This is a genomic window from Acinetobacter sp. 809848, from assembly GCF_000581275.1.
GTDB classification, from domain to species: domain Bacteria; phylum Pseudomonadota; class Gammaproteobacteria; order Pseudomonadales; family Moraxellaceae; genus Acinetobacter; species Acinetobacter pittii.
On sequence record NZ_JEXG01000030.1, the window covers coordinates 26,404 to 50,554 of the forward strand.

At 36.6% G+C, this 24,151-nt stretch carries 26 protein-coding genes, 1 tRNA gene and 1 pseudogene; 13 read left to right on the top strand and 15 right to left on the bottom strand.

The genetic code is table 11. From position 1 onward, the window contains the following. From J536_RS18745 to J536_RS18755, 3 genes are read right to left on the bottom strand one after another with little or no spacing between them, the layout of a single operon-like run. On the bottom strand, positions 1-393 hold the full coding sequence (locus J536_RS18745) for a DUF4870 family protein (protein WP_005300857.1): 393 nt from the start codon (positions 391-393) through the stop codon (positions 1-3). A gap of 36 nt (positions 394-429) precedes the next feature. Further along, positions 430-1,059, bottom strand: a complete 630-nt coding sequence (locus J536_RS18750) for a DUF1294 domain-containing protein (RefSeq protein ID WP_032057214.1) — start codon at positions 1,057-1,059, stop codon at positions 430-432. Positions 1,060-1,071: 12 nt separating this feature from the next. Next, entirely contained in the window at positions 1,072-2,022 is a 951-nt protein-coding gene (locus tag J536_RS18755) for a homoserine kinase (RefSeq protein ID WP_017400526.1), read from the bottom strand. Positions 2,023-2,134: 112 nt separating this feature from the next. Between J536_RS18755 and hisF the strand changes: the two genes are divergently transcribed. After that, positions 2,135-2,893 carry an imidazole glycerol phosphate synthase subunit HisF gene (gene hisF, locus J536_RS18760; RefSeq protein WP_032057213.1) on the top strand — a complete coding sequence of 253 codons (759 nt, stop codon included), beginning with the start codon at positions 2,135-2,137 and terminating at the stop codon, positions 2,891-2,893. A 40-nt stretch (positions 2,894-2,933) separates the two neighbouring features. Here hisF and J536_RS18765 read toward each other — a convergent pair whose 3' ends face one another. Continuing rightward, a complete protein-coding gene (locus J536_RS18765; RefSeq protein ID WP_032057212.1) occupies positions 2,934-3,572 on the bottom strand; it encodes a hypothetical protein in 639 nt (212 codons plus the stop codon). A 109-nt stretch (positions 3,573-3,681) separates the two neighbouring features. Here J536_RS18765 and J536_RS18770 point away from each other — a divergent pair, with 109 nt between their 5' ends. The 3 genes and pseudogenes from J536_RS18770 (at position 3,682) to J536_RS25420 (ending at position 5,715) form a co-directional block, all read left to right on the top strand. Further along, entirely contained in the window at positions 3,682-4,686 is a 1,005-nt protein-coding gene (locus J536_RS18770; protein ID WP_005804497.1) for an AraC family transcriptional regulator, read from the top strand. 132 nt (positions 4,687-4,818) lie between these two features. Beyond that, a complete protein-coding gene (gene aqpZ, locus J536_RS18775) occupies positions 4,819-5,508 on the top strand; it encodes an aquaporin Z (RefSeq protein ID WP_032057210.1) in 690 nt (229 codons plus the stop codon). Between the two features lie 41 nt (positions 5,509-5,549). Next, positions 5,550-5,715: pseudogene (locus tag J536_RS25420) on the top strand (hypothetical protein). Between the two features lie 10 nt (positions 5,716-5,725). Here the strand turns inward: J536_RS25420 and J536_RS18780 are convergent. The 3 genes from J536_RS18780 to J536_RS18790 form a co-directional block, all read right to left on the bottom strand. Further along, positions 5,726-5,968 carry a hypothetical protein gene (locus tag J536_RS18780; protein WP_032057209.1) on the bottom strand — a complete coding sequence of 81 codons (243 nt, stop codon included), beginning with the start codon at positions 5,966-5,968 and terminating at the stop codon, positions 5,726-5,728. 45 nt (positions 5,969-6,013) lie between these two features. Further along, positions 6,014-6,613, bottom strand: coding sequence for a LysE family translocator (locus J536_RS18785; protein WP_032057207.1), 600 nt, complete (start codon positions 6,611-6,613; stop codon positions 6,014-6,016). Positions 6,614-6,710: 97 nt separating this feature from the next. Then, positions 6,711-7,790, bottom strand: a complete 1,080-nt coding sequence (locus tag J536_RS18790) for a DNA/RNA non-specific endonuclease (protein WP_032063597.1) — start codon at positions 7,788-7,790, stop codon at positions 6,711-6,713. A 255-nt stretch (positions 7,791-8,045) separates the two neighbouring features. On the opposite strand from J536_RS18790, the gene J536_RS18795 reads away from it, so the two are divergent. After that, positions 8,046-8,489 (top strand): hypothetical protein, encoded by a 444-nt coding sequence (locus tag J536_RS18795; protein ID WP_005066985.1) that lies wholly within the window; start codon positions 8,046-8,048, stop codon positions 8,487-8,489. A gap of 55 nt (positions 8,490-8,544) precedes the next feature. Here J536_RS18795 and J536_RS18800 read toward each other — a convergent pair whose 3' ends face one another. Next, complete coding sequence (locus J536_RS18800) at positions 8,545-10,422, bottom strand: potassium transporter Kup (RefSeq protein ID WP_002117080.1); 1,878 nt, start codon at positions 10,420-10,422, stop codon at positions 8,545-8,547. Positions 10,423-10,540: 118 nt separating this feature from the next. On the opposite strand from J536_RS18800, the gene J536_RS18805 reads away from it, so the two are divergent. The 6 genes from J536_RS18805 (at position 10,541) to J536_RS18830 (ending at position 18,163) form a co-directional block, all read left to right on the top strand. Next, positions 10,541-10,630: transfer RNA gene (locus J536_RS18805), tRNA-Ser, on the top strand. A gap of 178 nt (positions 10,631-10,808) precedes the next feature. After that, positions 10,809-11,621 (top strand): helix-turn-helix transcriptional regulator, encoded by an 813-nt coding sequence (locus J536_RS18810; RefSeq protein ID WP_032057204.1) that lies wholly within the window; start codon positions 10,809-10,811, stop codon positions 11,619-11,621. A 91-nt stretch (positions 11,622-11,712) separates the two neighbouring features. Beyond that, positions 11,713-12,375, top strand: coding sequence for an isoprenoid biosynthesis glyoxalase ElbB (gene elbB / locus J536_RS18815; protein ID WP_017481765.1), 663 nt, complete (start codon positions 11,713-11,715; stop codon positions 12,373-12,375). Between the two features lie 55 nt (positions 12,376-12,430). Then, entirely contained in the window at positions 12,431-13,168 is a 738-nt protein-coding gene (locus tag J536_RS18820) for a 4'-phosphopantetheinyl transferase family protein (RefSeq protein WP_228130718.1), read from the top strand. A 106-nt stretch (positions 13,169-13,274) separates the two neighbouring features. Next, the gene (locus J536_RS18825) at positions 13,275-13,811 is read left to right on the top strand and encodes a YbhB/YbcL family Raf kinase inhibitor-like protein (RefSeq protein WP_017481767.1); all 537 of its coding nucleotides are present in this window, start codon (positions 13,275-13,277) and stop codon (positions 13,809-13,811) included. Positions 13,812-13,897: 86 nt separating this feature from the next. Next, on the top strand, positions 13,898-18,163 hold the full coding sequence (locus tag J536_RS18830; RefSeq protein ID WP_032057202.1) for an AMP-binding protein: 4,266 nt from the start codon (positions 13,898-13,900) through the stop codon (positions 18,161-18,163). Between the two features lie 381 nt (positions 18,164-18,544). Here J536_RS18830 and J536_RS18835 read toward each other — a convergent pair whose 3' ends face one another. Continuing rightward, on the bottom strand, positions 18,545-18,886 hold the full coding sequence (locus tag J536_RS18835) for a DHCW motif cupin fold protein (RefSeq protein ID WP_001017481.1): 342 nt from the start codon (positions 18,884-18,886) through the stop codon (positions 18,545-18,547). 150 nt (positions 18,887-19,036) lie between these two features. Then, positions 19,037-19,594: an NAD(P)H-dependent oxidoreductase gene (locus J536_RS18840; RefSeq protein ID WP_032057200.1), complete on the bottom strand. Its 558-nt coding sequence runs from the start codon at positions 19,592-19,594 to the stop codon at positions 19,037-19,039. Positions 19,595-19,710: 116 nt separating this feature from the next. Between J536_RS18840 and J536_RS18845 the strand changes: the two genes are divergently transcribed. Next, complete coding sequence (locus tag J536_RS18845) at positions 19,711-20,046, top strand: winged helix-turn-helix transcriptional regulator (protein WP_032038666.1); 336 nt, start codon at positions 19,711-19,713, stop codon at positions 20,044-20,046. Between the two features lie 27 nt (positions 20,047-20,073). Further along, a complete protein-coding gene (locus J536_RS18850; protein WP_032063598.1) occupies positions 20,074-20,292 on the top strand; it encodes a DUF6500 family protein in 219 nt (72 codons plus the stop codon). A gap of 64 nt (positions 20,293-20,356) precedes the next feature. Here the strand turns inward: J536_RS18850 and J536_RS18855 are convergent, their stop codons facing one another. The 5 genes from J536_RS18855 to J536_RS18875 all read right to left on the bottom strand — a co-directional run bounded on the left by J536_RS18855 (position 20,357) and on the right by J536_RS18875 (position 23,873). Further along, a complete protein-coding gene (locus tag J536_RS18855) occupies positions 20,357-21,238 on the bottom strand; it encodes a hypothetical protein (RefSeq protein WP_032063599.1) in 882 nt (293 codons plus the stop codon). A 44-nt stretch (positions 21,239-21,282) separates the two neighbouring features. Beyond that, positions 21,283-21,639 (bottom strand): hypothetical protein, encoded by a 357-nt coding sequence (locus tag J536_RS18860; protein ID WP_032063600.1) that lies wholly within the window; start codon positions 21,637-21,639, stop codon positions 21,283-21,285. A gap of 69 nt (positions 21,640-21,708) precedes the next feature. Next, positions 21,709-22,629 carry a pyridoxal-phosphate dependent enzyme gene (locus tag J536_RS18865; protein WP_032063601.1) on the bottom strand — a complete coding sequence of 307 codons (921 nt, stop codon included), beginning with the start codon at positions 22,627-22,629 and terminating at the stop codon, positions 21,709-21,711. 127 nt (positions 22,630-22,756) lie between these two features. Beyond that, entirely contained in the window at positions 22,757-23,164 is a 408-nt protein-coding gene (fosLL, locus tag J536_RS18870) for a fosfomycin resistance glutathione transferase FosLL (RefSeq protein WP_032063602.1), read from the bottom strand. A 157-nt stretch (positions 23,165-23,321) separates the two neighbouring features. Further along, on the bottom strand, positions 23,322-23,873 hold the full coding sequence (locus J536_RS18875; protein WP_032038655.1) for a TetR/AcrR family transcriptional regulator: 552 nt from the start codon (positions 23,871-23,873) through the stop codon (positions 23,322-23,324). Positions 23,874-24,151: the final 278 nt, after the last annotated feature.

Here is a 24,151-nt window from a genome sequence, read left to right on the forward strand (position 1 = left end):
TTATTGATACATCGGACGGTTATCATTTAGCGCAATCAAACCACGAATTGCACGATATACAATCCAGATCCACGCAGCACCAATTACGCCCACACAGAATACGGTCGATGAGATTGCAACTCCTGCAAACAAGTCGGTATTTTCACCTGTAAAGAACAAGAAAATAAACGGCAAAAAGGCAATAATATTCCAAGCGAGATACCACCAGAATGTTCTGATTTGCCATGTAAAGTGGCTCGCAAAAATCGAGCCTTGTACATCAGAACGTTTTACGTAGTTAATAATTAAAGCAATAACCGCAAGTAAGCCGCCTGTAAAAATGGCAACAATATAAAGTACATATAAAATAAGTGTTAAAGTACGATTTGGATCTTGGTCGATAGAACTATTCATTTTTATACCTCTCAAGTTTATTAAAACGATTTACTTTTATGAGCCCCGCAATACGTTTAAGGGAGAAATTAGCCACAAAATCAAAAGTAAATGAAAGAATATGGTACAAAAATAAATCTTACGAAAGGGTTGTTTTTGTGTTTTATGTCTCAGTTTTTGTTGTGCCCACCATGCAGCTGGCCAACCTCCTAAAAAGCTAACAATGTGCAATGTTTGTTCAGGTACACGGCGATTACCCAATTGTGCGGCTTCTTTATCTTGAGAATAGAGCCAATAACTTAAAGCATTCATCATTAAAATAAACAATAAGGTATAGGCGGGTAAAATATGGATAAAACTCATAATTCCCATTAAAACGAAATAAAACACGATCCCCATTTGCATTGCAGACCAAGGGTTAGCTTGAAAGGAAGATTCTGCTTTTGCAGGCTTTGACGCTTTTCGGGTTTGAGATGCTTTTAAATAGGTGACCTGCTGAGCACGAAAACGGCCTCGTTCATCGAGAATCACCCGATATTCCAGTGCACATCCAATAATTGGCCGAGGTCCGGGGCGTGCAAAATCTTTGATATGCAAAAAGACTCGCTCTTTTTCAGCATCATCCGGCTGAATAAAGCCATAACCTTTTTCGTCGAACCATTCGACTAAACGCCCCTGATCTCGCATGTTTATTCCCTTTTATGCTTTTACATGACTTAAACGGTCTTGCATCATTGCTCGCATTTCTTGCGGGTCTTTTTGCAAAATGTCATCGCCGGTACGTCCTTCTTCTTTATTTTTTTGAGCAACTTGCAAACGCATTGACCAAAAACGGCACGCTGCCATTGCCAAGAATACATCTAAACATGCAAGTTCATCTGAAGTCAGCGCACGAACTTTTTGGTATGCCGCTAAATAAGCGTCGACTTTGTCTGAGTTTAAATGCGCTGCCGGATATTCGGTACAAAAATCATTAATGGTAATCGCAATATCAAACAGCAACTCATCTTGATTTAACTCGTAAAAATCTAGAATACCTTGTAATTGCTCACCTTCAAACAAAGTATTGTCGCGGAACAAATCAGAGTGAATAAAACCTGTTGGTCGATTTGAATACTGCGCTGTTTTCGCATTAAAAGCTTGATAGACCTGCTCAAGTAAAGTTTGGTCATCTTGAGTCATGCTTGGTTTCAGCTGTTCTGCAACACCTGTCCAGTATTGATGATCACGTCGATATTCACGTTCAAGTGGAAAATCTTGTAAAGCCACATGCAGTTTCGCCTGTGCATCTGCAATCGCTGCAACTTGCGCTACTGTGGTTTGCATGGGATGGTGGCCCATTAAACGTGGTGCAATTTGTGCAGGCTTGTCTGCAATAACATGAACCGCTTGACCGCTATGTTTTAACGGCACTGCAACGGGTACATCATGTGTCCCTAATTGCTCAAGTACAGGAATAAGTTCGCCCGCCCCTTGTGCATCTAACTCTTCAAACACGGTGAGTACATATTGTTTGCGGTTTACATCAACCAAAAAATAATTGGTGTTTTGAATACCTCCCTGAATTGGGTTCAGCTCCAACACCTCTAATCCATAAGGTGCAGCAAAGGTGCGAACTTCATCTAAACTCAACGGGGTATAAACCGACATGGAAAACCTGCAAAAAACATCTGTGAAGTTTGATAGAATACCTCTTCCCTCCATGAAGGTGTAGCGCCTGTGTAGGAACTTTCACCAACGGCGATTATTTTTGGAAAAAGCTATGCTTGCTAAACGTATTATTCCTTGCCTAGACGTTGATAACGGACGCGTAGTTAAAGGCGTTCAATTCCTCGATATTCGTGATGCTGGCGACCCTGTTGAAGTGGCACGTCGCTATAACGAACAAGGTGCAGACGAAATTACTTTCTTAGACATTACCGCTACACATCATGGACGCGATACCACTTACCGTACTGTTGAGCGTATGGCCGAGACTGTATTTGTGCCATTAACTGTCGGTGGTGGTGTACGTAAGGTTGAAGATATTCGTGCGTTATTAAATGCCGGTGCAGATAAAGTGAGTATTAACTCGGCTGCCGTATTTAATCCGGAATTTGTTCAAGAAGCTTCACAGCACTTTGGCGCGCAATGTATTGTAGTTGCGATTGATGCCAAAAAAACTGGCGACAACAAATGGGAAATCTTTACTCATGGTGGCCGTAAACCAACTGGTATTGATGCCATTGAATGGGCTGTAAAAATGGCTGACTACGGTGCGGGTGAGTTGCTGATTACTAGTATGGACGCCGACGGTACTAAAGCGGGTTACGATATTGCTTTAATGCGTGCTATTAATGACCGCGTTACCATTCCAACCATTGCCTCAGGCGGTGTAGGTAACTTACAACACCTTGCAGATGGTATTTTACAAGGTGGTGCCGATGCAGTATTGGCAGCAAGTATTTTCCACTTTGGTCAATATACGATTCCGGAAGCTAAACTATATTTGGCTGAACAAGGCATCGAAATGCGCTTGTAAGCTTAATCATAATTAAAGGGGCGATATGCCCCTTTATTTTTTATGCCGCACCATCTATTTCTTTCACTTCACTAGGAAGTTCTAGTTTTTCTTTTTTCTCGACCCATTTTGCTGGAAAGATTTTTTCTACAGCTTGAGTTAACGGTTTAGCAAATAAAGTAGGCAACCGAATACCCGAAGGGTTTTGTTCTTTTAAATCTGCCGAAGACACCACTCGTGTTCCCATCACATAATCAAACCAAGGCTTGGTCACACACCAATTGGCGTCTTGATTAGAGTTCATGTGGTGGTCGTAATGCCATGGAATTTTACGCTTTGCCCATTCAGGCTCTAAATGTGCACGGCGATGAATATAATAATAATTTCCAGCACTGTACCAAGCTGCGAGTGCCATGCCTTTTGAAAATGGATAGAAAATTGCGCTTGAAACGGTTGCCACCACAGCAAGCGAAATTAACTCATTTTTAGTTCGCCAGTTTCTTACGCCCTCAACATAGCAATCATCATGAAATTGTTGTTTACGGACTTCACGATGGTGTGCCCAATGAGATTCCATGCTTTTTGGTACTGGGCTATAGCGCGGTTGTCCCACACGGTGTACACCATGCAAAATATATTTATGCGCCACCCATTCAAATGCATTCGCAACCGCAATTCCGGCAATAAACCCTTTTAACATCACCTAACTCCTTTTTCTTTTTATTCAGCATATAAAATTCGTTATGCTAGGTATTGACCAGAATTTATGGTTTCATTGACAAATCACGACAAGAAAGAGGTGGTTAGGGATGCCACAACTAAAGAATTATACAGGCTCAGTGTATGGAGGGCTGGGACATCTATTAAAAGCTTATTGCGAAGCCAATCAATTAGCTATTCCTGAACAATTAGAACAAATTCAAAATCTGGAACGCTTTGACTACGTCGTTTGGCGTGATCTATTAGAAGTGATTTATAAACTAGACCCGAAGCCGGGTTTAGGGCTAGAAATTGCCAAATATGTGCAACCCAAACACTTAGGGATTATTGCTTACCTCGCGCTCTCTTGCGACAACTTAGGTGAAGCCTTAATTCGCTATCATGATTTTCACCGTCTGATTTATGACGGGAGCCCATTAGTGGTTGAGCTACAAGGGAGATATGGTTCTATTCGCTGGGAAGCGACTGAGCTACACCCTACCCAGCTTACCGATGAAATCGCGATTGCGTTGGTGATTCAGTTCTTACGTCTTTTTATGTCTCATGAAGACGTGCATTTACATGAAGTACGTTTCTTAAATGCTGCCCCTAAAAATATTAGAGTCTACGAACAATACTTTCAATGTCCCGTTCGTTTTAGCCAACCACGTACAGAGTTACTCATTCCAATTACAGAAATTCATAAGCCGCTTAGTAGCGCCGACCATACCTTACAGCAACTATTGGTTCAGCAAGCACAAGCGCTTTTAGAGCAATTACCAAATTCGACCCAACTTGATCAGCGTTTACAGCATTCAATTTTGACTGGGCTACAAAAGAATCAATATCAAATTGAACATATTGCTGCTCAATTAGGCCTATCAGTTCGACAACTCCAACGACACTTACAACAACAAGACACCACCTTTCAGGAACGCGTTCAGCAAGTGCGCTTTATGCTTGCAACCGAATATTTAAAAGATCCGCATTTAAGCTTACAAGAGATCGCACTTTTACTTTGTTATTCAGAACAAAGTGCGTTTCAAAGAGCATTTAAACATTGGACCAATCAAACACCCCAGCAATGGAGGGATCAATTTTTAGACAAAGAATAACCAACCAAAACTTACAAATCTTTTCTTGATTAAAACAACACTGAAAACAAAAATTTCATATAGTCACATGCTTAATTTTTTGTGACATATTTCACACTAATTAAAAAATACATCAATAGATGAGTAATCACAATGAATAAATATTTTGCTGAATTCCTAGGTACGTTTTGGCTAGTCTTTGGTGGTTGTGGTAGCGCAGTATTAGCCGCAGCTTTCCCTGAACTTGGTATTGGCTTTGCAGGTGTAGCCCTTGCCTTTGGTTTAACCGTACTCACAGGTGCTTATGCTCTAGGGCATATCTCAGGCGGACATTTTAATCCCGCGGTAAGTGTTGGCCTTTGGGTCGGTGGCCGCTTCGATGTTAAAGATTTAATTCCCTATATCGTTGCTCAAGTGGTCGGTGCGACTGCTGCTGCATTTGTTCTCTATATTATTGCTCAAGGCCAAGCGGGCTTTAGCGGTGTTGGTAGTTTTGCTTCAAATGGTTTCGGAGATTTATCACCAAACAAGTTTGGCTTAGGTTCTGCTTTCATTATTGAAGTCGTTCTTACTGCTTTCTTCTTAATCATTATTTTAGGATCAACACATGGTCGTGCACCTGCTGGCTTCGCTCCTATCGCGATTGGTTTGGGCTTAACACTCATTCACTTAATCAGTATTCCAGTGACGAACACTTCGGTAAACCCTGCACGTAGTACAGGCGTTGCGTTCTTTGCTGAAACTGCTGCGTTAAGTCAATTGTGGTTGTTCTGGGTGGCACCGATTCTAGGGGCTGTGATTGGGGCAATTATTTATAAGGTAGTTGCTGGGGATAAGGATTAACTCTTCTTAGACTCAATCTACTATCGCGGTGGGTGACATGGATGTCACCTGTTGAGCAGGGGTACACGGAAGTACCCTCTGATCAACAAAAGACTTTTGCTTACTTTTGGTCTTTCAAAAGTAAGAAATGTCTATACACACTCAATAAGACGTAACGTGATACTAAAGACTGTATGGCAGCACGCCCATGTTAAATATTACGCATAGCATGCATAAATTACAAAAACGGATTATTAATTTCTTGTTCAGCTAGACGTTCAATTTTCTCAGGTAATTCTTCTTTTTCCAAAGCCGTAACCACTTCGTTTAAAAAGCTCTGCAATGCCTTTGCCTGTTCTAACCCAACTTTGTCTTTGGTAATTTGCAAGTTGCCATAAATACTGACGCAATCAACATCATTTTCTAATGTTAAATCTTCAATTGAAGAAGACTCTGTACCCTTTTCAAATGGCTTAAACATAGGTGTTGTCTCGTTGTTATATCGTCACAGTGTAATACGGTCAATTTAAAAAAAATCGATCAAAATTAAAAGAGCAGATAAAATTAAAAAAGCGCCCATCAAGATATTAAAATATTTCAAACGATTGCCCTGATTGAGCACCACTGAAAATTTATCACCACAGAACCCCCAAAAGAACAAACACGCATAGCAAGTAAAAAAGTAAATAACGATAAAGATCGGCAACGACTGCGGGTTTTCAATGCTGGTAAACATGGTAATGCCTGACACACAAGCCAACCAAGCTTTGGGATTCAGCCACTGTAACAAGAACCCATCTTTAAAATTGGGAACAATCATCTGTTCAACAGGAACACTGGAAATAGAAATATTTGCAGCAGAAAGAATAATTTTAATCCCGATATAACAAACAAATAGCGTTCCACAAACTGCAAGAATTTTTAATACAACAGGAAACTGAGTTAATAAACTCTGAAGACCAAATGCCATAAAAATTAAAAGCAAGGTAAAACCAATTGTGGCCCCTGAAATATAGGGAAGAGATCTTTTTAAACCGTGATTTAAACTGGTCGATAAAATGACAGTATTGACTGGGCCTGGGGTAATAGACATTGCAAATGAAAAAAGAAACATCGAGGCAAACATTGTTATTGTCCTTATTAAAATAGAATCTATAGACAGATCTGTCTATAGATTCTATTTTAAACAATTAGAGTATTGCAACAACAATCAAAAAAGCTGCTTATTTCATTATTTGCAAGAAATAGTTCACTAAGGCTTCTACCAGTTGTTTCACAATCGCCTTTCTGGTTTCTTCATCAATTGTTGGAACTTTTGCTTCCATTGGCTCCGAAGAACCAGTTTTTTGCTTTTTAAACTGATCTTGTAGCGCTTGAATTTGGTCAGCGCTTAGGTCTTGTTCACACTGGCTTTCACCATCCCAATGCAAATAGTCGAGCTTTTGATTTGGTTTAACTTGGCTCGCTGTTAAAGGTAGGCGATAGACATTACGCTTTTGTTGCTCAGTTAACTGCGGGAACAGGTTGACGCCTAAACGCTCCTCAAGGTAGCAAACACTCACAACCTTCACTTGTAGAGAGTTATTATTAGGTGCGTAATAAGCGCCGATCGCCCCAGTTTTTGGCATATACACCGCTTTATAAACTGCGGTTGGAACAATTACACCCTGCCCAATCGTCTTAAGACGTTTGCCTTCAAAAACAGGACCTGTCACCACATAAATATCTTGTTTTTGTTTAGTGGCAATGGCACGGGTGGCTTCTTCGAGCTTACGCCAGACTTCTTGGTTATTTTTAGGCGCTTGCGGCACCATGTTACTGAGCGAGAAACTATCAGATTGGGATTCTTTATTTGGCATATCACCATTTGGCGCCATATGCCCACGGTCATAGCCTGAACCGCGATAGTCACTTAATAGTGCCCGATGTTTTTGATCAACGCGGGTTTCTTCATGGAAGTTATCTTCACGCTTAATTTTGACACTTAAACGTTCTGCATTTAAATGCTCTGCCGACCATAACGGCGTTTTAGAAATACCTGAATACAAAACGTTAAAGCCATTAAAGCACAGTGGATAACTGTCTTTTTTTAGGCTGTCTTTATTTAAAGCAGGTGGAACTTCACGATAGAACTGATTAAGACAAGTCGAGTTAGTTGTTAAAGGTGAAAACCACTGCGAAATCTTTTCACTACCAAAAGCAATCGCAAAACTTCCCGCAGCAATACAAGCAAGAATAATCTTGCCAAAATGCTGACTTATAAAGAATGAGTTTGTACCTTTACTACGTTTTTTACTTGCCATGTTTCTATCAATACCACTGTCCACACGCAGCTTAACAATCCTGCTTTTTTAAGTATATCTCTTATCTTTCAAATGGTTAAAACATGGTCATCTTTTTTGTAACTCCATTACCCATTACGTAACAATCTGTTGGAATTATGAGAGCCTTTGGCTATTGAATTGCGCCAATTGCGTATCTTTCGTTGAAAAACACTGATTGCTTATGACATGGTTAGCTCCACAAATTTGGATAAAAATATAATCGGAGTCCACTTAATGATCCATTCAAAGATTATTGGTATTGGCGTAATCACGGGATTATGTAGTATGGCCGCTTTGGCTGAGCCAGCAGTCCAGCCAGGAGATACTTTAGAAAGTTTGTCTAAAGTAAAAGTAACCACAACCGTAAATGGCCAACCAGGCTCTATTAGCGATTTAGTCAATAGCGGACAAGTACAGCAAGTTTCTGCTGCACCAACAAATGCAGCGCCTACAGGTGCTCCTATTCCTGCGGACGTTCCACCAGCGCCTCCAGCAGGCGGTGAAATGGCGCCACCAGCAGCACCAACTGATGCAGTACCACCTGCACCGAACCAAGCGCCTCCAGCGCCACAAGATCCGAATACTCCACCGCCTCCGGCAGATCCAAGTCAGTCGGCAGACCCGATGGCAAAAGACGGTGCTTTACCAGCAGATGCACCTATGCAACAAGCTCAATAATCCGAGCCATAAAAAAACCAAGACTGATGTCTTGGTTTTTTTATTACATCAATTTTTATATTTCGATTTGACTACCTAACTCAACCACACGGTTGGTTGGAATCTGGTAGAAGTCACTCACCGGACTGGTATTACGCTGCATAGAGATAAACAGTTTTTCTCTCCATGGAGACATACCATCGCCCACCGAATGAACAATACGATCACGGGAAATAAAGAAGCTGATGTGCATCAAGTCATATTCAAGACCGAGCTGCTCATAGGCTTGCATCAGTGCTTTTGGTACATTCATTTCATCTTTAAAACCGTAGAAGATTTTAATACGGAAGAAATGTTCAGCTAAAGTTTCTGTCGTAATACGCTCTTCTGGCGCAACAAATGGTACATCTTCAATCACTACAGTGACCAAGATATTACGCTGATGCAGTACCTTGTTGTGCTTGATGTTATGCAGCATGGCATGTGGCACAACGTTCGGTGTACCTGTCATAAAGACTGCATCACCCGGCACCCAGTGCACGCTATTACCAATACTTTTCACAAACAAATCTAGAGCCAAAGTGTCATGTTCAAGCTTAGCAAAAGTAAGCTCACGACCACGTTTCCATGTCATTAAGATGGTCACAGCAATCGCACCAATGAGTAACGGCACCCAACCGCCTGACAAGATTTTAAGTGAAGTTGCACCGACCAATACCGACTCTAAAACAAAGAACGGAATAATCAGGAGCAGCACTTTTGGCAAGCTCCACTTCCAAGCCGAGTAGATAAATACGGCAACCAAAATCGTGTCACAGAGCATGGTCAAGGTCACAGCTAAACCATACGCACTTGCAAGGTTCGAACTGCTTTTGAAGATCAAAATTAGGATAATAATTGCGATTAAAAGTAACCAGTTTAAGAAAGGAATATAAATCTGGCCTTCTTCAGATTCAGAAGTATGTTTAATACTTAAACGTGGTAAATAACCCAATTGAATCGCTTGGCGTGCAAGAGAAAACACCCCAGAAATTACAGCTTGAGAGGCAATTACCGTTGCCATGGTCGCCATAATAATCATTGGGTAAAGTGCCCATTGCGGAACCAATAAATAGAACGGGTTTTCAATTGCCGCTGGGTCTCTGAGTAATAATGCGCCCTGTCCTGCGTAGTTTAAAACCAAACACGGCAACACTACAAAGAACCAAGCCATACGAATCGGCACTGGTCCGAAATGGCCCATATCGGCATAAAGTGCTTCACCACCAGTTACCGTTAACACTACAGCACCCATCACAAAGAATGTCATGATTGGATGGTGATAGATAAACTGAATGGCCCAGTGCGGACTAAACATGCCTAACACCACAGGGGTCTGAATGACGCTATGAAGACCTAATAATCCTAAAGATAAGAACCATACCATCGTGATCGGGCCAAAAAACTTACCGACAAAGGCCGTACCGTGTTTTTGCACTAAAAACAAAGAGATGATAATGGTAATCGCAATCGGCATGATGAATGGGTCAAACACATCGGTTGCAATAGACAGGCCTTCAACAGCTGACAATACCGAAATGGCTGGGGTAATAATACCGTCACCAAAAAACAGCGATGCACCGATAAATCCAATGGCAATCATGTAGATTTTTTTGTTGTCGGCAATTTTGGCTTTACGTAAGTTCAATGCGAGTAAGGCCATGATCCCGCCTTCGCCATTGTTGTCTGCACGCATGACAATCGCGACATACTTGATGCTGATGATCAGCATTAAGCACCAAAAAATAATAGATAAAATTCCTAATACGTTTTCAGGCTGAATTCCCAACCCATGCGCTGCATGGAAGGACTCTTTCAAGGCATAGAGCGGACTTGTTCCGATATCTCCAAAGACCACTCCAAGAGCTGCCAAAGCCGTGGCAGGCAAGGTCGCTTTTTTGGCCGTATTTTGCATTGTGTAATTAAACCAATATGATTTTTAGCGCAATCTTATCACCTCTATTATTTTTTTTCTGTAATGCTCGTCTTAAATCTTGGCAGGACTCGTTTTTTTAGTTACTATCGCACGCCTTGGTGAGGTGTCCGAGTGGCTTAAGGAGCACGCCTGGAAAGTGTGTATACGTTTGCGCGTATCGAGGGTTCGAATCCCTCTCTCACCGCCAGAATTGAAATTTAAAGAGGCTTAAACCTAATGGGTTTAGGCTTTTTTATATACAATAATTTTATTTTACCTCATCTATTAGTTTCATATTAAAATAAAATATATTATAATTATAAGAACATTTTCTATCCCCCTGCTTATCTGTCTACAAATTATGTTTAATGCGTATATAATTTATTATGGATAACCTGATTTCATCAACTAAGAAAGCTATTAACTATCATTCTTATGTAAAATTACCTTTTTCCATTTATTCTGCTTATCAAGAACAAAGAATTAAAAATGTTCCTATTGCAAAACCTTTACTTATAGTGATTTTAAAGGGTGTAAAAGAACTTGGTAGTAGAGGTGATATAGAATGTTTTTCAGGTTCTTTTATATTTCTTTCTAATAGCTCAAGCATTGATATGCGTAATATTCCAAATCAAGAGGAATATTATGCTCTTCTCATAGATTTTGAATTTGAAGACTTTAATGAACTTCCTAAGACTTCAGGAAACCCTAAAAATTATGTTCAAGGTCAACTTAATCCTCTTTTAGAAAGTGCTTTACATCAATTTATAGACTTCTCATCAATTGCCCCATCTTCTGCATTTAAGTTTAGAAAAAGAGAGCTTTTAGAACTTATTTATTATTCAGGTTATACGGATATTTCCAATATGAATAAAAATACAAGTTTAACTGAGAAGGTTCAGTCATTAATTTCTGATCATTTATCTACAGAATTAACAGTTGAATTCATTGCCTCTCAGCTTTTTATGAGCTCTTCCACTCTAAGAAGAAAACTTAAAAACGAAGGAAATAGTATTCAAGCCATCCGAAATAGAGTGAGGTTAGGATATGGCCTACATCTAATTCAAACCTCTAATACAAGTATTGGAGACATTGCATTTCAATGTGGCTATCAATCTCAATCTAGATTTACAGAACAATTTAAAAGTTTGTTTGGGCTTACCCCTCGTGAGCTACGTAAAACCAAAATGCTCACTTAAGGCGAATTTATGGCAATTCTGCGTATAAAATTTTTCAGGAAGAAAACTTAAGATCTTTTGCACACTTAAAAAAAGGTTCTTAAGAAAGTAGATGAAAAAAGTAGCAGTAATTTTATCGGGTTGTGGTTATTTAGATGGTTCTGAAATTAGAGAATCTGTTTTAACCCTCTTAGCTTTAGATGCAGCAAATATTGAATATCAAATTTTTGCACCCGATGAACCTTTGTTTCATGTTGTGAATCATGTAAAGGGTGAAGTAAATACTGCTGAAAGCAGAAATATTTTACAAGAAGCGGCAAGAATTGCCCGTGGTGAAATTTCATCACTCGATAAACTTGATAAAAGTGAATTTGACGGTCTTTTACTTCCGGGTGGGTTTGGAGTCGCAAAAAATTTATCAACTTTTGCCTTTAAAGGGGCAGAGGCAAGTGTACACTCTGAAATTAATTCAATTTTAAAAGCGTTCCACCAAAGTAAGAAACCTATCGGAGCAGTATGTATTTCTCCTGCGCTCTTGGCGCTTACATTTGGAGACTTACACCCAAATATTACGTTAGGTTCTGACGATAATATTGCTAAAGAAATTGAAAAAACAGGCTCGATTCACCATGTCTGTCAAACCTCAGACTGTGTAGTAGATAAACAAAATTTATTTGTTACTACTCCTGCCTATATGGATGATAAAGCTAGCTTAAAAGATATATATCAAGGTATTACAAAGTTAGTTAAAGAAATAAAGGACCTAGCACATTAATATTTTAGGGATAGGTCAGCTATCCCTAAACTTAATATAAAGATATGATTTTATAGTGTTAAATAATTTCTTAAATTTCTATAGTAATCGTTCGCTTCCCAATTATTTTATAAAAAAACACAAGGTTTTTTATAATCAGAATTTAAATTTATATATGGGCTATTGTGAGTTTGAATTTAAAGAATTTGACATTCAAATGTTTAATCAAATGTCAATTTTTTTTCCTGATAGTTTAAGTCCATGTACAGTAAAAAGAAAAAGTGAATTTTTAGCAGGACGTTATGCTTCACAGTTAGTATTATCTGCCATAAGGAAAGATTACTTCTATCAAAAAGTCGAAATAGGAAAATTCAAAGAACCAATTTTCCCATTAAATATAATAGGTTCAATAACACACAGTGAAAATATTGCAATATGTATAGCTACTCAATCAAAAAATGTAAATTTCTTAGGGATTGATATAGAACCTATCATTAGTAAATTAGATTTTTTCGCATTACACGATAAAATTTATACTTATCAAGAGTTAAAAATAATTAAAAACTCAGGGATTGATTATCTTTTAGCAGCAACATGTATATTTTCTGCAAAAGAAACTATATTCAAGGCATTCTTTTACTATTTACAGAATAAGATCGATTTTAATAATTTTAAATTATACAAGGCATACACTAGAGGCAATACAATCATAATGAAATTCCGCTTAGAAAAAGAGTATAGTACATTTAGAAGAGAAGTCCTTGTTAAAGCAAAAATTTATAAAAAACACGTTATAACTTGTCTAATTAACTAACAAATAGCGATTTTGATTAATTTAAGCTAAAAAGTGATTTATTGTAGATAAAATTAAATAACAATAAATATTAGAATTTTTTACCTTTTTTTGAGTCAAGATTCTCATGAATAAAATTGCTCTAGCTTTTCTTTTACCTTTAATTACATGCACACATTTATCGGCTGCAGAATTTCAGCTCAAAAGTAGTGATATTACAGCTAATAAATTTATGAAAAAGGACCAAGAGTTTCAAGGTTTTGGTTGTGAAGGAGGCAATAAATCTCCTCAATTATCATGGAGTGGAGCACCAAGTGGTACTAAGGCCTACGCAATTATGGCTTATGATCCAGATGCTCCTTCAGGTAGTGGCTGGTGGCACTGGCAGGCAGTAAATATCCCTTTAGAAGTCACTTCTGTTTCTTCTGGTACAGGACATTTTAATAATAAAGATGTAATTGAAATTAAAAATGATTATGGCCAAACAGGTTTTGGTGGTGCTTGCCCACCTAAAGGTCATGGTATCCATCACTATCAATTTACTGTTTATGCACTTTCGGAAAAACTAGATTTACCACCTAATGCTTCAGCAGCATTAACAGGCTATATGGTAAAAGCTCACTCTTTGGCATCTAGCACTATCGTTGCTCTTTATCAAAAGTAAGAATAATAGTTTCATGGGGATTTTCTTCCCCATGAAACTATAAATTTTTTGTTTTTATAAAAATCTCTTTAAAAACGGAAACTACAATGTTTGATAAAGAAATACCGGTGCAACAAAAAGTTTTAGCTCTTCATGGAATGGGGAGTAATAAATTAGTTACGGAGCTTCAACTTCAAAATTTAGGAATTGTTAATGAAAATTATAGTATAACCTATATTAATGGTGTTATTTCTGTGGATACACCAGAAGTTAGTTTATCCGAATTAACAAATATTATTAATGAAGAATGGTATTCTTGGTTACCACCTAAAGCTCAATGGCATGAAGTTAATAGCGAAATTCTTTTAAAAAATATTTGTGAAGCTATTATAAAAGTTTTAGTAGTTATTGAAAAATATGGCCCATTTGATATAGGTTATGGTTTTAGTCAAGGCGGTTATATTATTGATTTAATCAACAATCTACCGAATGATCCCATTTTGCTTGAAGCAGTAAAAAGTCATTTAGGAAGAGAGTTGTCTTTTGATATTTCTACACAACTTCCTTTTAAAAATTTAATTTATGCATGTGTTGGTTCTACTCTCTCAATCTCAGAGCTTCGTAGATTAGCAGGTCTATCGAAAAGAAAAGATGATTTTAAAACACAAAGTATTATTTATTTAATCGGAAAACATGATGTTCAAAAAAGTTATTCTGAAAATTTTGTTCTAGAAAATAGCAGTATTATAAGTCAAGTAATATATTTAGATGGTGGACATGAAATTAATAGTAATGTACCGGATCATATTAAAAAAAGTATAAAAGAGTCGCTTGAAAATAAAGTACCAAAAAACAGTTCGAACAGTATGCTGAGACCATCTTGCACCTTTAGCTCTTTAGAAGTTTTCGATGAGTACCAAGCAACTCAAGTATATATTAGTACTAAAGATCAGCCACATACTATTGTAGATTTACTATTTAAAAGGACATCTACTGCGCCATTATTTAGGCATGCACGTAATAATGATCAAAGTTTATGTACTACATATGGTCAGATGCTAGCATTTCTTAGCCCAAAGGGTGAAGGTGATCTTCGAAGAATAGGGGTTAAAGACAACGAAATTATAGCTTATGTAGCCCCTCCAGGTGGTAGTGCTGAAAGTGCTGTTACTTTTCTTACAATAGCAGCTCAGGCATGTGCAGTCCCTCTTTCTGTAACGATGACAGAAAACGAGACACTAGAAGCCTTAAAACAACTCCAAGTAGATCACATTGTAATTTTTGAAAATGTAAATGCCAAAAGTGTGATTACTGCTTGTGAGAAATATTGTGCTGAACTTAGTAAACAACTCCACTATGTTCAAATACTAGGTAATGAGGCTCCTGGCCTATTTAGATTTAAAAACTCATTAAAAGATTTTGAATCTTTACCTCCTTTATTGTCATCTGCAGAAAATGACTGTTTATTATTACGAACTTCTGGAACTACCTCTACTCCAAAAATTGTTCCTCTAAAACAAAAGGATTTAGTTCTAAATAGCACGATCTTAGCGAATAGTATTGGAATTAATGAGTTTGATATTACTTATAGCGTGATGCCATTAGATCATATCGGAGGAATATCAGCTTCAATTCTAGCTAGTTTATCAGTTGGTGCTGCAATTACATGTGACGGTCTATACAATCCACAATTAATGGTTGAAGCTTTAAAAGAATCAAGCCCTCAACCTACATGGTATTCTAGCGTACCCACCATTCATGTTGCTACCTTACAATATCTTAAGCAAAATAATGAAAAGTATTTGAATGAAGATGGAATATGGACTGAACATAATTTAAGGCTAATACGTTCAGGCGCTGCAGCTCTTAGGGAAGAAGATCGAATTGCACTAATGCGCACTTATGACTGTCCTGTCCTACCTACATATAGCATGTCAGAATTAATGCCAATTTCGCAGCCTATCCAAACCGAAATGAGTTGGGATATTCAAGAAGGTTCTGTTGGTGTACCACTAATCGCTTCTTTAATAATTGTTAATTCAGAAACTCTACTCCCACAACCATACGGAGTTACTGGTGAAATTGCTATTTCAGGAGATACAGTTTTTTCAGGATACAAGGATAATTTAGAAGCTAATCAAAATTCTAGATTTTTAATGAAGTTACCAAATGCAATTAAAGAACAGGTTTGGTTTTTAACGGGAGATTTGGGACAAATAGATAATCTCGGTAACTTGACATTAAAGGGTCGTTCCAAAGAATTAATTAAACGAGGTGGAGAACAAATCTCTCCAAGTGAAATAGAAGATAAATTAATCGGTTACGCGGGTATTGATCTTGCAATCTGCTTCCCCGTTCCTTCTGAGATTTATGGAGAAGAAGTTGGCTGCGTAATTGTTTCTTCCGACCCCAAATTTGATAAGGAAAATTTAAAAACATGGGCCGGTCAATTAAGAAAATTTTTAATTGAACAGGGAGTTGCTATTCATAAAATTCCTTCTATATGGACTACCGCAAACAAAACAGATTTGCCAATGACCAATAGCAAGAAATACAAACGCAACTCCATGGCACAAGCACTTCAGATTACTACAACCCAATCCCCAGCCAATTCCAGCTTAAATACAAATAAAGAAATATTAACTAAAAATATTTCACCGGATAAACCTAAGGTAGATTGGGACTCAATAGCAGGATTTAGATTCATTCTCGCATGTTATGTTATGTTCATGCATTTTGGGTCTAATAATTCATGGGATGCTTTTAATAATTTACGTCAATTCCAATGGCATGTTAACAGTTTCTTTATATTAGCTGGTTTTTCCTTAGCTATATTAATGCCTAGTTTAATCCAAAAGAAATTCGCGTTTGTGAAATCAAAAATTGCTGTAATGTATCCTTTATATGTATTGGCAATTATATTTGCAATGGCGAATCTCTTCGTTAGTTGTGAACCTTCAACTTTCATTTCTAATTTTTCTTGGGCATCTTTACATAGCACGGCTCCATATTGTCAAGGTACACCATTAATAGAAAGTTCATGGACTGGTAATGTAATTTCATCATTAATAATTTATTTAACTGGACTTCAAGCAACACCACTCTGGGGAGCAAGCTGGTTTATAGGATTCTATTTATGGTTTATCTCCATGTATTTCCAGTGCCTAGTTGTTTTTCCACTGGCCTATAATGCACTCTACAAGAATAGAGGTAATATAAATAAAATATTACTTTACATAGGTGTTGGACTAATTATCAATATGATTATCCTATGGGGTTTCTGGTATGGGTATGCTATTGATTTTGTGGGATATGGACCTTTTGACACTATTACGGGAATTAAGACAACGCCTTCCGCATCTCAAATACTAGAAGCTGGTAAAGATAATGCTGTTGGACTAGGGTTTTACTTGTTCGCGCCTTTCTGGATGATATATTTCTTATTAGGGATCGGAGCCGCTTTTTTATATGATGCAATTAGACCAACTGAACAAAAACGTTCTCAAATTTGGGGTTATATTGCAGATAGTATTACTATAATTATTCTTTGTGTTGCGGCTGCTCATGTTTCGCAGGGTTATTTTCATTTAACCCCTGAAATTACAAAAGTTCCTGTAGACTTTTATTTCATGAGACCTGAAGAGGCAAATAGTTATGCTGATCCAGGAATTACGAATCGAATTTGGGACGAAATTTATAGTCGTTCATTTGCACCTCTAACTCTCCTATGGATTTTTGCAATTAGTACAGGAAAAGGTCTAACAGCTAGAATTTTAAGAGCACGCCCTTTATCTCAATTTCTTGCTCCTACAGCTTATGCTTGTTTTCTATTTCATCAAATGGTGGGGCAATGGTACTATGCGATTACACGTCATGGACATTGGTGGAACTGGTGGGAACATCGTAAGAGTTTCTATTGGTTTAGCCCAGAACCGGTTCCTGTAGAATGGTATGAGTACTTCTATCTTGTAGGTTTAGTTGTTCTCTTTGCAAAGTTAGTTCAACCATTTGATAGCTTACTTCATAACATTTATTCGAAACTTTTGGGAATAGCCAGAAAACAAAAACTAAAGGAACAACCTGCCTTAGATATTGCTAATATCGTATTAAAAACGGCTACTAATATAGCTGGCTTGGAAGTTAGCAGAGATCTTGGTTTAAATGATAATGGCTTGGCCTCCCTTGGTACTGTTAGATTTATTAGTGCGCTTGAAACTGAGTTTTCTTCATTTAATTACAACTTGTCTCTTTCAGTTTCAGAAGTTATAGCAGCTCAAGATTTGAATGAAATTATTGAATTAATTCAAAGAAAGCTCAATGAAGAAGAGGAATCTGAATTGATAGAAATTGCTTATAAACAAAATACAATTTAGATTAATTGTCTGAAAAGTTGTTTCTATGACAAAAGGAGATCTAAAGTTTTTAGATCTCCTTTTATTAGGCATAAATATTAAATAATCTTATTACCACCCTCGTTTAGGTTTCCTATCTTTAAACTTGACCTTTTGTAGCGATATCTTCTGTTATAAGTAGATAGCTAGTTCTGGATCAATGATTCTAATAAATTCTATCTGAGCTAAATCTATCAATTCAGATAATTTTTTTTGAATTAAAGTATAAGACTGTTAGATGAATGATGTTTAAAATATTCAATCCTCGATATATCTTAATAGACAGAAGATTTTTAATCTTTTATCTAGCTCAGCCAGCCTTAACTAATTTTTTAATATAAGCAACTAATTTAAAAAATAAATCTAATCAACGATAAGTAACTTCGCACCATTCAGGCTAAAAGACTGGTGTGGTTCGGAGTTATCCCCGACTTGATAACTCATACCTGACGTTAAGGTAAATGTTCTTCCGTCTTTCAATCTACTTTCTAACTCGCCTTCTAGGCAAAATAATATGTGCCCTTTTTCACACCAATGGTCAGCTAAGTAATTTGCTGAGTACTCAACAAGTCTTACTCTAATTTTATTTGTTTCTTCACCAAAAAATTGAGTTTTCCAATAAGCTTTTCCTGTTTCACCGCTATATTCAGTGACTTCAATTTCTTCCCAGTTTGTAATTTGAAATGGAAAAGGCGCGATATTCATAATTTTTCCAAAGACGTATTATTGTATTTTTCAACTTATAGACAAATTTGATTTTTGCAAACTGTTTATTAAAAAATCAGAAAGATAACAAAACTATTTTCCACTTTGAAAAGACCCAAACCTCACGTTCAGGCCTTCCCCTCTTTAAACTTACTCAGACAACGCTAATAACTTCTGAACATACTCAATCGCATTATTTTCGATGTCTTGATGAGTCGGAACATCGTCGTCTTCAGAAGGGTTTGTATCTAAACCATAGAATGCATGAAGCGGTTGGTAGTCCGCGCCAACATATAAAGCTGTTAGCTTAAATGGAGTAAAAATCTGCTCTAAAGAAAGCTTATATTCACCATACTCTGAATAGACCTTTTCTTTCACACCAGCAGACACAGCCAACATAAATTTCTTATTTTTAAGTTTGTCGCCTGTTGAACCATATGCCCAGCCATAGGTCAAAACTTCATCAAGCCATTGTTTCAAAAGCGGTGGGCAATTAAACCAATACACTGGAAATTGAAATACTAAATTTTCGTGTTCTTCTACAAGTGCTTGTTCTTTGGCAACATCAATCATTCCATCTGGGTAGGCTTGATAAATCTGGTGAACCATAAATTGGTCTGGATGTTTTTCTAGTTCCTCTACCCATCTTTTATTTACAACAGACTGGTCTATGTGAGGATGGGTAACAATGACTAATGTCTTTTTCATTATGAAAACACTCTTATCGAAAAGTTGATAAATCGATTATATAAGTGTACTTTCCTAAATATAAGTACGGTAATTTATGTTATATACTATACTAAAAGATAGTGTAGATTTTAAAAATGACTGAATGCGTTCCATCACATACGCCATTAGAAGAGACAGGTTTCGGCTACACCCTTTCTTTAATTAATGGCAAATATAAAATGATTATTATGTATTGGCTGTATGAAAAAAATGTCATGCGTTTTAATGAGATGCAACGCTGTATTGGCAATATTTCGTTTAGAACACTGAGCAATACACTTAAAGAGTTAGAAAGAGACCAGCTTATTATTCGTAAGGAATATCCTCAAATTCCGCCTAAGGTTGAGTACCGTCTTTCAGAAAGAGGACAGTCTTTAATTCCTTTATTAGATATGATGTGCCAATGGGGCGAGCGGAATATGAATTCTTAATTTTATAGACTTGAAGTGATACTAAATATGAGAAATGAATTAAGAGAAATTTTTATTAAGGGATGCGACGATAAAATTAAAAAGAAGGGAGACAATGTCGGTCTGTCTTTTTATGCTTTTTTTAAAAATAAGAATGATAACCCTGAGCTACTAATGGAAGCAGCGCATTGGTGGATTATGTTGCATAAGTTAGATCACTTTGAGAAGGCGGTTAAGGTTAAGAAGCTGGTTTTGAGTGAAAGCTAAAAATAGAATTACTTAAAAGGCTTAAATTTAAGTAATTTAAGCCTTTTTATTATTTTAATAATATTTACTTAACATATGGCCAAACATCAGGATCTATATATTCTTCATCGATATGATAACCCTCAGCCTTAGCTTTTCTTTCTTCCTTTTCCCGATATTTTTTATTTTCAATTAATCTTTTTTTAAACGCTTGCTCGAATTCACTAGGTGTCATTTTATCAGAGTCAGGAATTGAGTCTCTTTCATTGTATCGCACACCCTGAAAGCTAAATCTAAGCATATATTGTTCTTCATTCCGCTCATTCTTAGCTGTTCTTTTTAAACTGATATCTAAAATAACCCCATTAGCATACAACCTATAACCCAATGATTTTGTCGGGCTGTTGTTTATTATATTTTTCCACTCCTCAAAGCTAAAAATATAACTCGGGTCAATGACATCACGACTTTTCGATAGATGCTTAATATTATCTTCTTTAGCGATACGCGGAGCATCTGTAAAGAAATAGTTTTTCCAACCAGCCTGATTAATACGTTTCATTAAAGCTACATAGCTTTGATAAACCTGCTCTGGGGTAGCAAATTCTTCTTTTGTGAGGCCAGCATCAATATCTAAAACTTGGATCCCTTCATTTTTATCATATTGAGTTCCTAATACACAGAAAACATGCTCAATCGATAAAGTATTAGAACCATTCTCTATAGTTATTTTTCCTAAGTTAGGAGGAGAAAATTGAAGTTCTCTAAAGCTAACGCCAGCTGGATGATTATCGACATTTCCATCACTATATTTTGAAAAATCTTGAATACCTTGTTCACCCATATGCAAAGTGTAGGCTTGCTGATTCAGACTCAAATTCTCATTATGCTTTGCAGTTGGCTGACAAGCGGAAAGTAGTAATCCAAAAATAAAAATTAAGAAATATTGTCTAAATTTTACCGTCATTACTAACTTCTCTACTTTGCTATTTCCCGACTCTGCGATAATTTTTAATCTTGGACAATAAAGCTATATGTCTTGTCAATTTCAGCACCACCACCTGCATAGAAATCAGCTCTTATATGGATTCTATATTCTCCTTTGTGCTTAGGAGTGCCTTTGATTTGTATAACATTGTAGCCATCTAAATCATTAACAGGTTTAACTGTCACACCTAAGGCTTCTGGAATATTTGTTTCTAATTCAGCATATTTATCAATAACTTTTCCACCAGAAATCTTAATAATTTGTTGATATTCTTGATTAATATAGGCAACTGGCAAGTCCTCTGGAGTAATCTTATATTTTTTACCGCAACCTGTAATTATGAGAATAATGGAGAAAATAAATATTAATTTATGCTTCATTAGAACCTTTACTTATAGGGGAATAAGACTAAAAATATTTTGCATCTATTCTAAAATATATTAGAAATTTCATATTTCTAATGCTAAATCTTTCGAATATTTGAACAGCTGTTCCAAAGTGACCGTTGCCCCTCCACACACGATAACTAATATATTATCAGTTGGAGAAAAGGATAATTTTTTATTGTATAAGGCTGATAAAGTCGCACCACAAGCTGGCTCAACTAATGTTCTATGATCATCTAAAAAATTAAAACAAGCTGCTAGAGCTTCTTTATCTGAAACAGTCAAACTAATAACCTGTTCAACCTGCGAAACTTTAAAAGCATTTTCGCATACTTGTTTAGCAGCGAGTGTTGTAGCAATTCCAGTTACTTCATTTAACTTCGCATGCTGACCAGTCTTGATAGAAGTATTTAGAGAAGCTGTTCCCTCTGTTTCTACAGCATAGATAGGAATATTAAGTAAATTTTTTATTAAACCTTGGCTAATTCCTGAGAGTAAACTTCCACCGCCAACAGATAAAATAACTGCATCTGGTCTTACACCGTCTGAAATTACTTCATCAATAATATGAGCAACACCCTCCCATAAATATTGGTCATCAAAAGGATGAATATATACAGCTTCTGAATTTACATAAGTTAGAGCGAGATCATTGGCTTCAACCCAAGATTTCCCATGAACAATGACTTCTGCATTTTCTTGCTGCATGAGATTTATGGCTTGTGATGAAGTTGTTTCAGGAACAACAACAGTTACAGGAATACTTAATTTATTTCCCATGTAAGCAGCTGAAATCCCAGCATTCCCCCCAGAAGAACTAATAAATTTTTTTGCACCTCTTTTTGCATATTGCTGACAAGCATTACCAATACTTCTTTGCTTAAAAGAACCTGTTGGCTGTGAAGATTCCATTTTTAGCCATACATTACAATTATTTAGTTCACTTAATTTATTTGATTTAATACAAGGAATTTTTGTGTTCATATTTAATAAATTTTATTGAAAAATAGAGATTAACTTCCTTTTTTTACCACTTATTTTATTGATTAGCAAAAATAGTTGAGTAATTATATTATTATTCATTTTGTGATCAAAAATAGATTTTCAACCATTATTCATCAAAAAAAACCATTCCTTCATAGGGATTTTTTTTGCAGCTCTCCAAACGACTTAATAGATTACCTACATGAACCTCCAACTTATGCCCATCAGGATCTAAAAAGTATATAGATTCTCCTTCGCTTTGATTATTTTTCCATTCCCGTATATTCAGCAATTTAATTTTCTGGCGGAATTCATCTATATGCTCTTCACTAATACTAAAACAGTAATGTGTATAGTCTGAAGTTATACTCACCACATCAAGTGATAGACAAAGCCATAACTCTCCAAGGCTCAAATAAGCGCCTTTATTCCACTTGGCTCTGGGAGTAAAACCTAGAACATCTTTATAAAAACTAAAACTACGATCAACATTCTCTATGGAAATAGTTAAATGATTCAATCCGCTTAATTTCATAGATCTTTTTCTCTTTTTTAAAAGGATTTTATTTATATTAAAAAAATTATTGATTTCACATAAGTCTATAATTTTTATTAAAGATAAAGAAATATGAAATTCATAGTAAGAATATAATTTTTAATATAAAAGCCCAACTCTCGTTGGGCCTTCCCCATCAAACCCTTTTTAAAAAATACTCAAGCAATGTATCTCTGTCCTTTGCCTGATCTGAACCTAAAAGTCCAAAAATCGCCCCATCAATCATAAATACAAAAATATCAGACTCTTCATATGTTGCTCTTTTTTTAGACTCCCTCAGTACCCAGAAAATTTCATTTTTAAGCCATCGCCTATATCTGAGTGCAGTTTGATAGGCATTTGGATAAAGCTTTTTAATTTCAAAAATCGCTTTAAACAAAAGGTAATAGGCACCTTTTAGGTCAGCATGTAAAAGGTAAATTTGCCTGAGCTGATGAACCAAATCTGGATATTGACGAGCTTCGCTTACCGCCCTCACTTTTTCTTTTAACTGCTCTTTTTGAACCAATAAACACATTTCAATCAGTCTTTCTTTGGAGTGAAAGTAGTTGTAAAAGGTGGCTTTGGTAATTTTGGCCTCACTAACAATTCGGTCCACCCCGACCTTGTTAAAGCCATGTTGTTTAAATAACTCTGCTGCTGTGTATAGCGCCCGCGTCGCTCGAAAGGAAGCTTCTAAATTTTTCATGTATACCGTTTAAAATAATTTCTTGTTGTAAATAAAAGAGATAGAAATGCCGTCATTCTTAAATTGAGTGCTAAAAACAGGCATGCAAAAGCCGCACAAAAATGGTGTGCTCGCCTATCTCAGGTTTTATTGTTGCTATGATTTTTTAGTCGTAATGACCGATGGCTTAAAACCTAGAGTCGGTTAAACCGTTTTAAAGACCAGTTAGGTATCGAGTCAAAGATTTTGGCAAAGGTTGCCAATGAGAGAGATGAAATAGTACGCATGTGCGAACTCCT

Excerpts from the sequence above, each read along its gene's own strand:
- J536_RS18855 (WP_032063599.1), bottom strand. The coding sequence starts at position 21,238 with ATGACGGTAAAATTTAGACAATATTTCTTAATTTTTATTTTTGGATTA.
- hisF (WP_032057213.1), top strand. The coding sequence starts at position 2,135 with ATGCTTGCTAAACGTATTATTCCTTGCCTAGACGTTGATAACGGACGC.
- J536_RS18850 (WP_032063598.1), top strand. The coding sequence starts at position 20,074 with ATGAGAAATGAATTAAGAGAAATTTTTATTAAGGGATGCGACGATAAA.
- J536_RS18825 (WP_017481767.1), top strand. The coding sequence starts at position 13,275 with ATGAATAAAATTGCTCTAGCTTTTCTTTTACCTTTAATTACATGCACA.
- J536_RS18795 (WP_005066985.1), top strand. The coding sequence starts at position 8,046 with ATGATCCATTCAAAGATTATTGGTATTGGCGTAATCACGGGATTATGT.
- J536_RS18790 (WP_032063597.1), bottom strand. The coding sequence starts at position 7,790 with ATGGCAAGTAAAAAACGTAGTAAAGGTACAAACTCATTCTTTATAAGT.
- J536_RS18765 (WP_032057212.1), bottom strand. The coding sequence starts at position 3,572 with ATGTTAAAAGGGTTTATTGCCGGAATTGCGGTTGCGAATGCATTTGAA.
- J536_RS18780 (WP_032057209.1), bottom strand. The coding sequence starts at position 5,968 with ATGTTTAAGCCATTTGAAAAGGGTACAGAGTCTTCTTCAATTGAAGAT.
- J536_RS18745 (WP_005300857.1), bottom strand. The coding sequence starts at position 393 with ATGAATAGTTCTATCGACCAAGATCCAAATCGTACTTTAACACTTATT.
- J536_RS18755 (WP_017400526.1), bottom strand. The coding sequence starts at position 2,022 with ATGTCGGTTTATACCCCGTTGAGTTTAGATGAAGTTCGCACCTTTGCT.
- J536_RS18875 (WP_032038655.1), bottom strand. The coding sequence starts at position 23,873 with ATGAAAAATTTAGAAGCTTCCTTTCGAGCGACGCGGGCGCTATACACA.
- J536_RS18845 (WP_032038666.1), top strand. The coding sequence starts at position 19,711 with ATGACTGAATGCGTTCCATCACATACGCCATTAGAAGAGACAGGTTTC.
- fosLL (WP_032063602.1), bottom strand. The coding sequence starts at position 23,164 with ATGAAATTAAGCGGATTGAATCATTTAACTATTTCCATAGAGAATGTT.
- J536_RS18785 (WP_032057207.1), bottom strand. The coding sequence starts at position 6,613 with ATGTTTGCCTCGATGTTTCTTTTTTCATTTGCAATGTCTATTACCCCA.
- J536_RS18810 (WP_032057204.1), top strand. The coding sequence starts at position 10,809 with ATGGATAACCTGATTTCATCAACTAAGAAAGCTATTAACTATCATTCT.
- J536_RS18835 (WP_001017481.1), bottom strand. The coding sequence starts at position 18,886 with ATGAATATCGCGCCTTTTCCATTTCAAATTACAAACTGGGAAGAAATT.
- aqpZ (WP_032057210.1), top strand. The coding sequence starts at position 4,819 with ATGAATAAATATTTTGCTGAATTCCTAGGTACGTTTTGGCTAGTCTTT.
- J536_RS18750 (WP_032057214.1), bottom strand. The coding sequence starts at position 1,059 with ATGCGAGATCAGGGGCGTTTAGTCGAATGGTTCGACGAAAAAGGTTAT.
- J536_RS18865 (WP_032063601.1), bottom strand. The coding sequence starts at position 22,629 with ATGAACACAAAAATTCCTTGTATTAAATCAAATAAATTAAGTGAACTA.
- J536_RS18840 (WP_032057200.1), bottom strand. The coding sequence starts at position 19,594 with ATGAAAAAGACATTAGTCATTGTTACCCATCCTCACATAGACCAGTCT.
- J536_RS18830 (WP_032057202.1), top strand. The coding sequence starts at position 13,898 with ATGTTTGATAAAGAAATACCGGTGCAACAAAAAGTTTTAGCTCTTCAT.
- J536_RS18770 (WP_005804497.1), top strand. The coding sequence starts at position 3,682 with ATGCCACAACTAAAGAATTATACAGGCTCAGTGTATGGAGGGCTGGGA.
- J536_RS18860 (WP_032063600.1), bottom strand. The coding sequence starts at position 21,639 with ATGAAGCATAAATTAATATTTATTTTCTCCATTATTCTCATAATTACA.
- elbB (WP_017481765.1), top strand. The coding sequence starts at position 11,713 with ATGAAAAAAGTAGCAGTAATTTTATCGGGTTGTGGTTATTTAGATGGT.
- J536_RS18800 (WP_002117080.1), bottom strand. The coding sequence starts at position 10,422 with ATGCAAAATACGGCCAAAAAAGCGACCTTGCCTGCCACGGCTTTGGCA.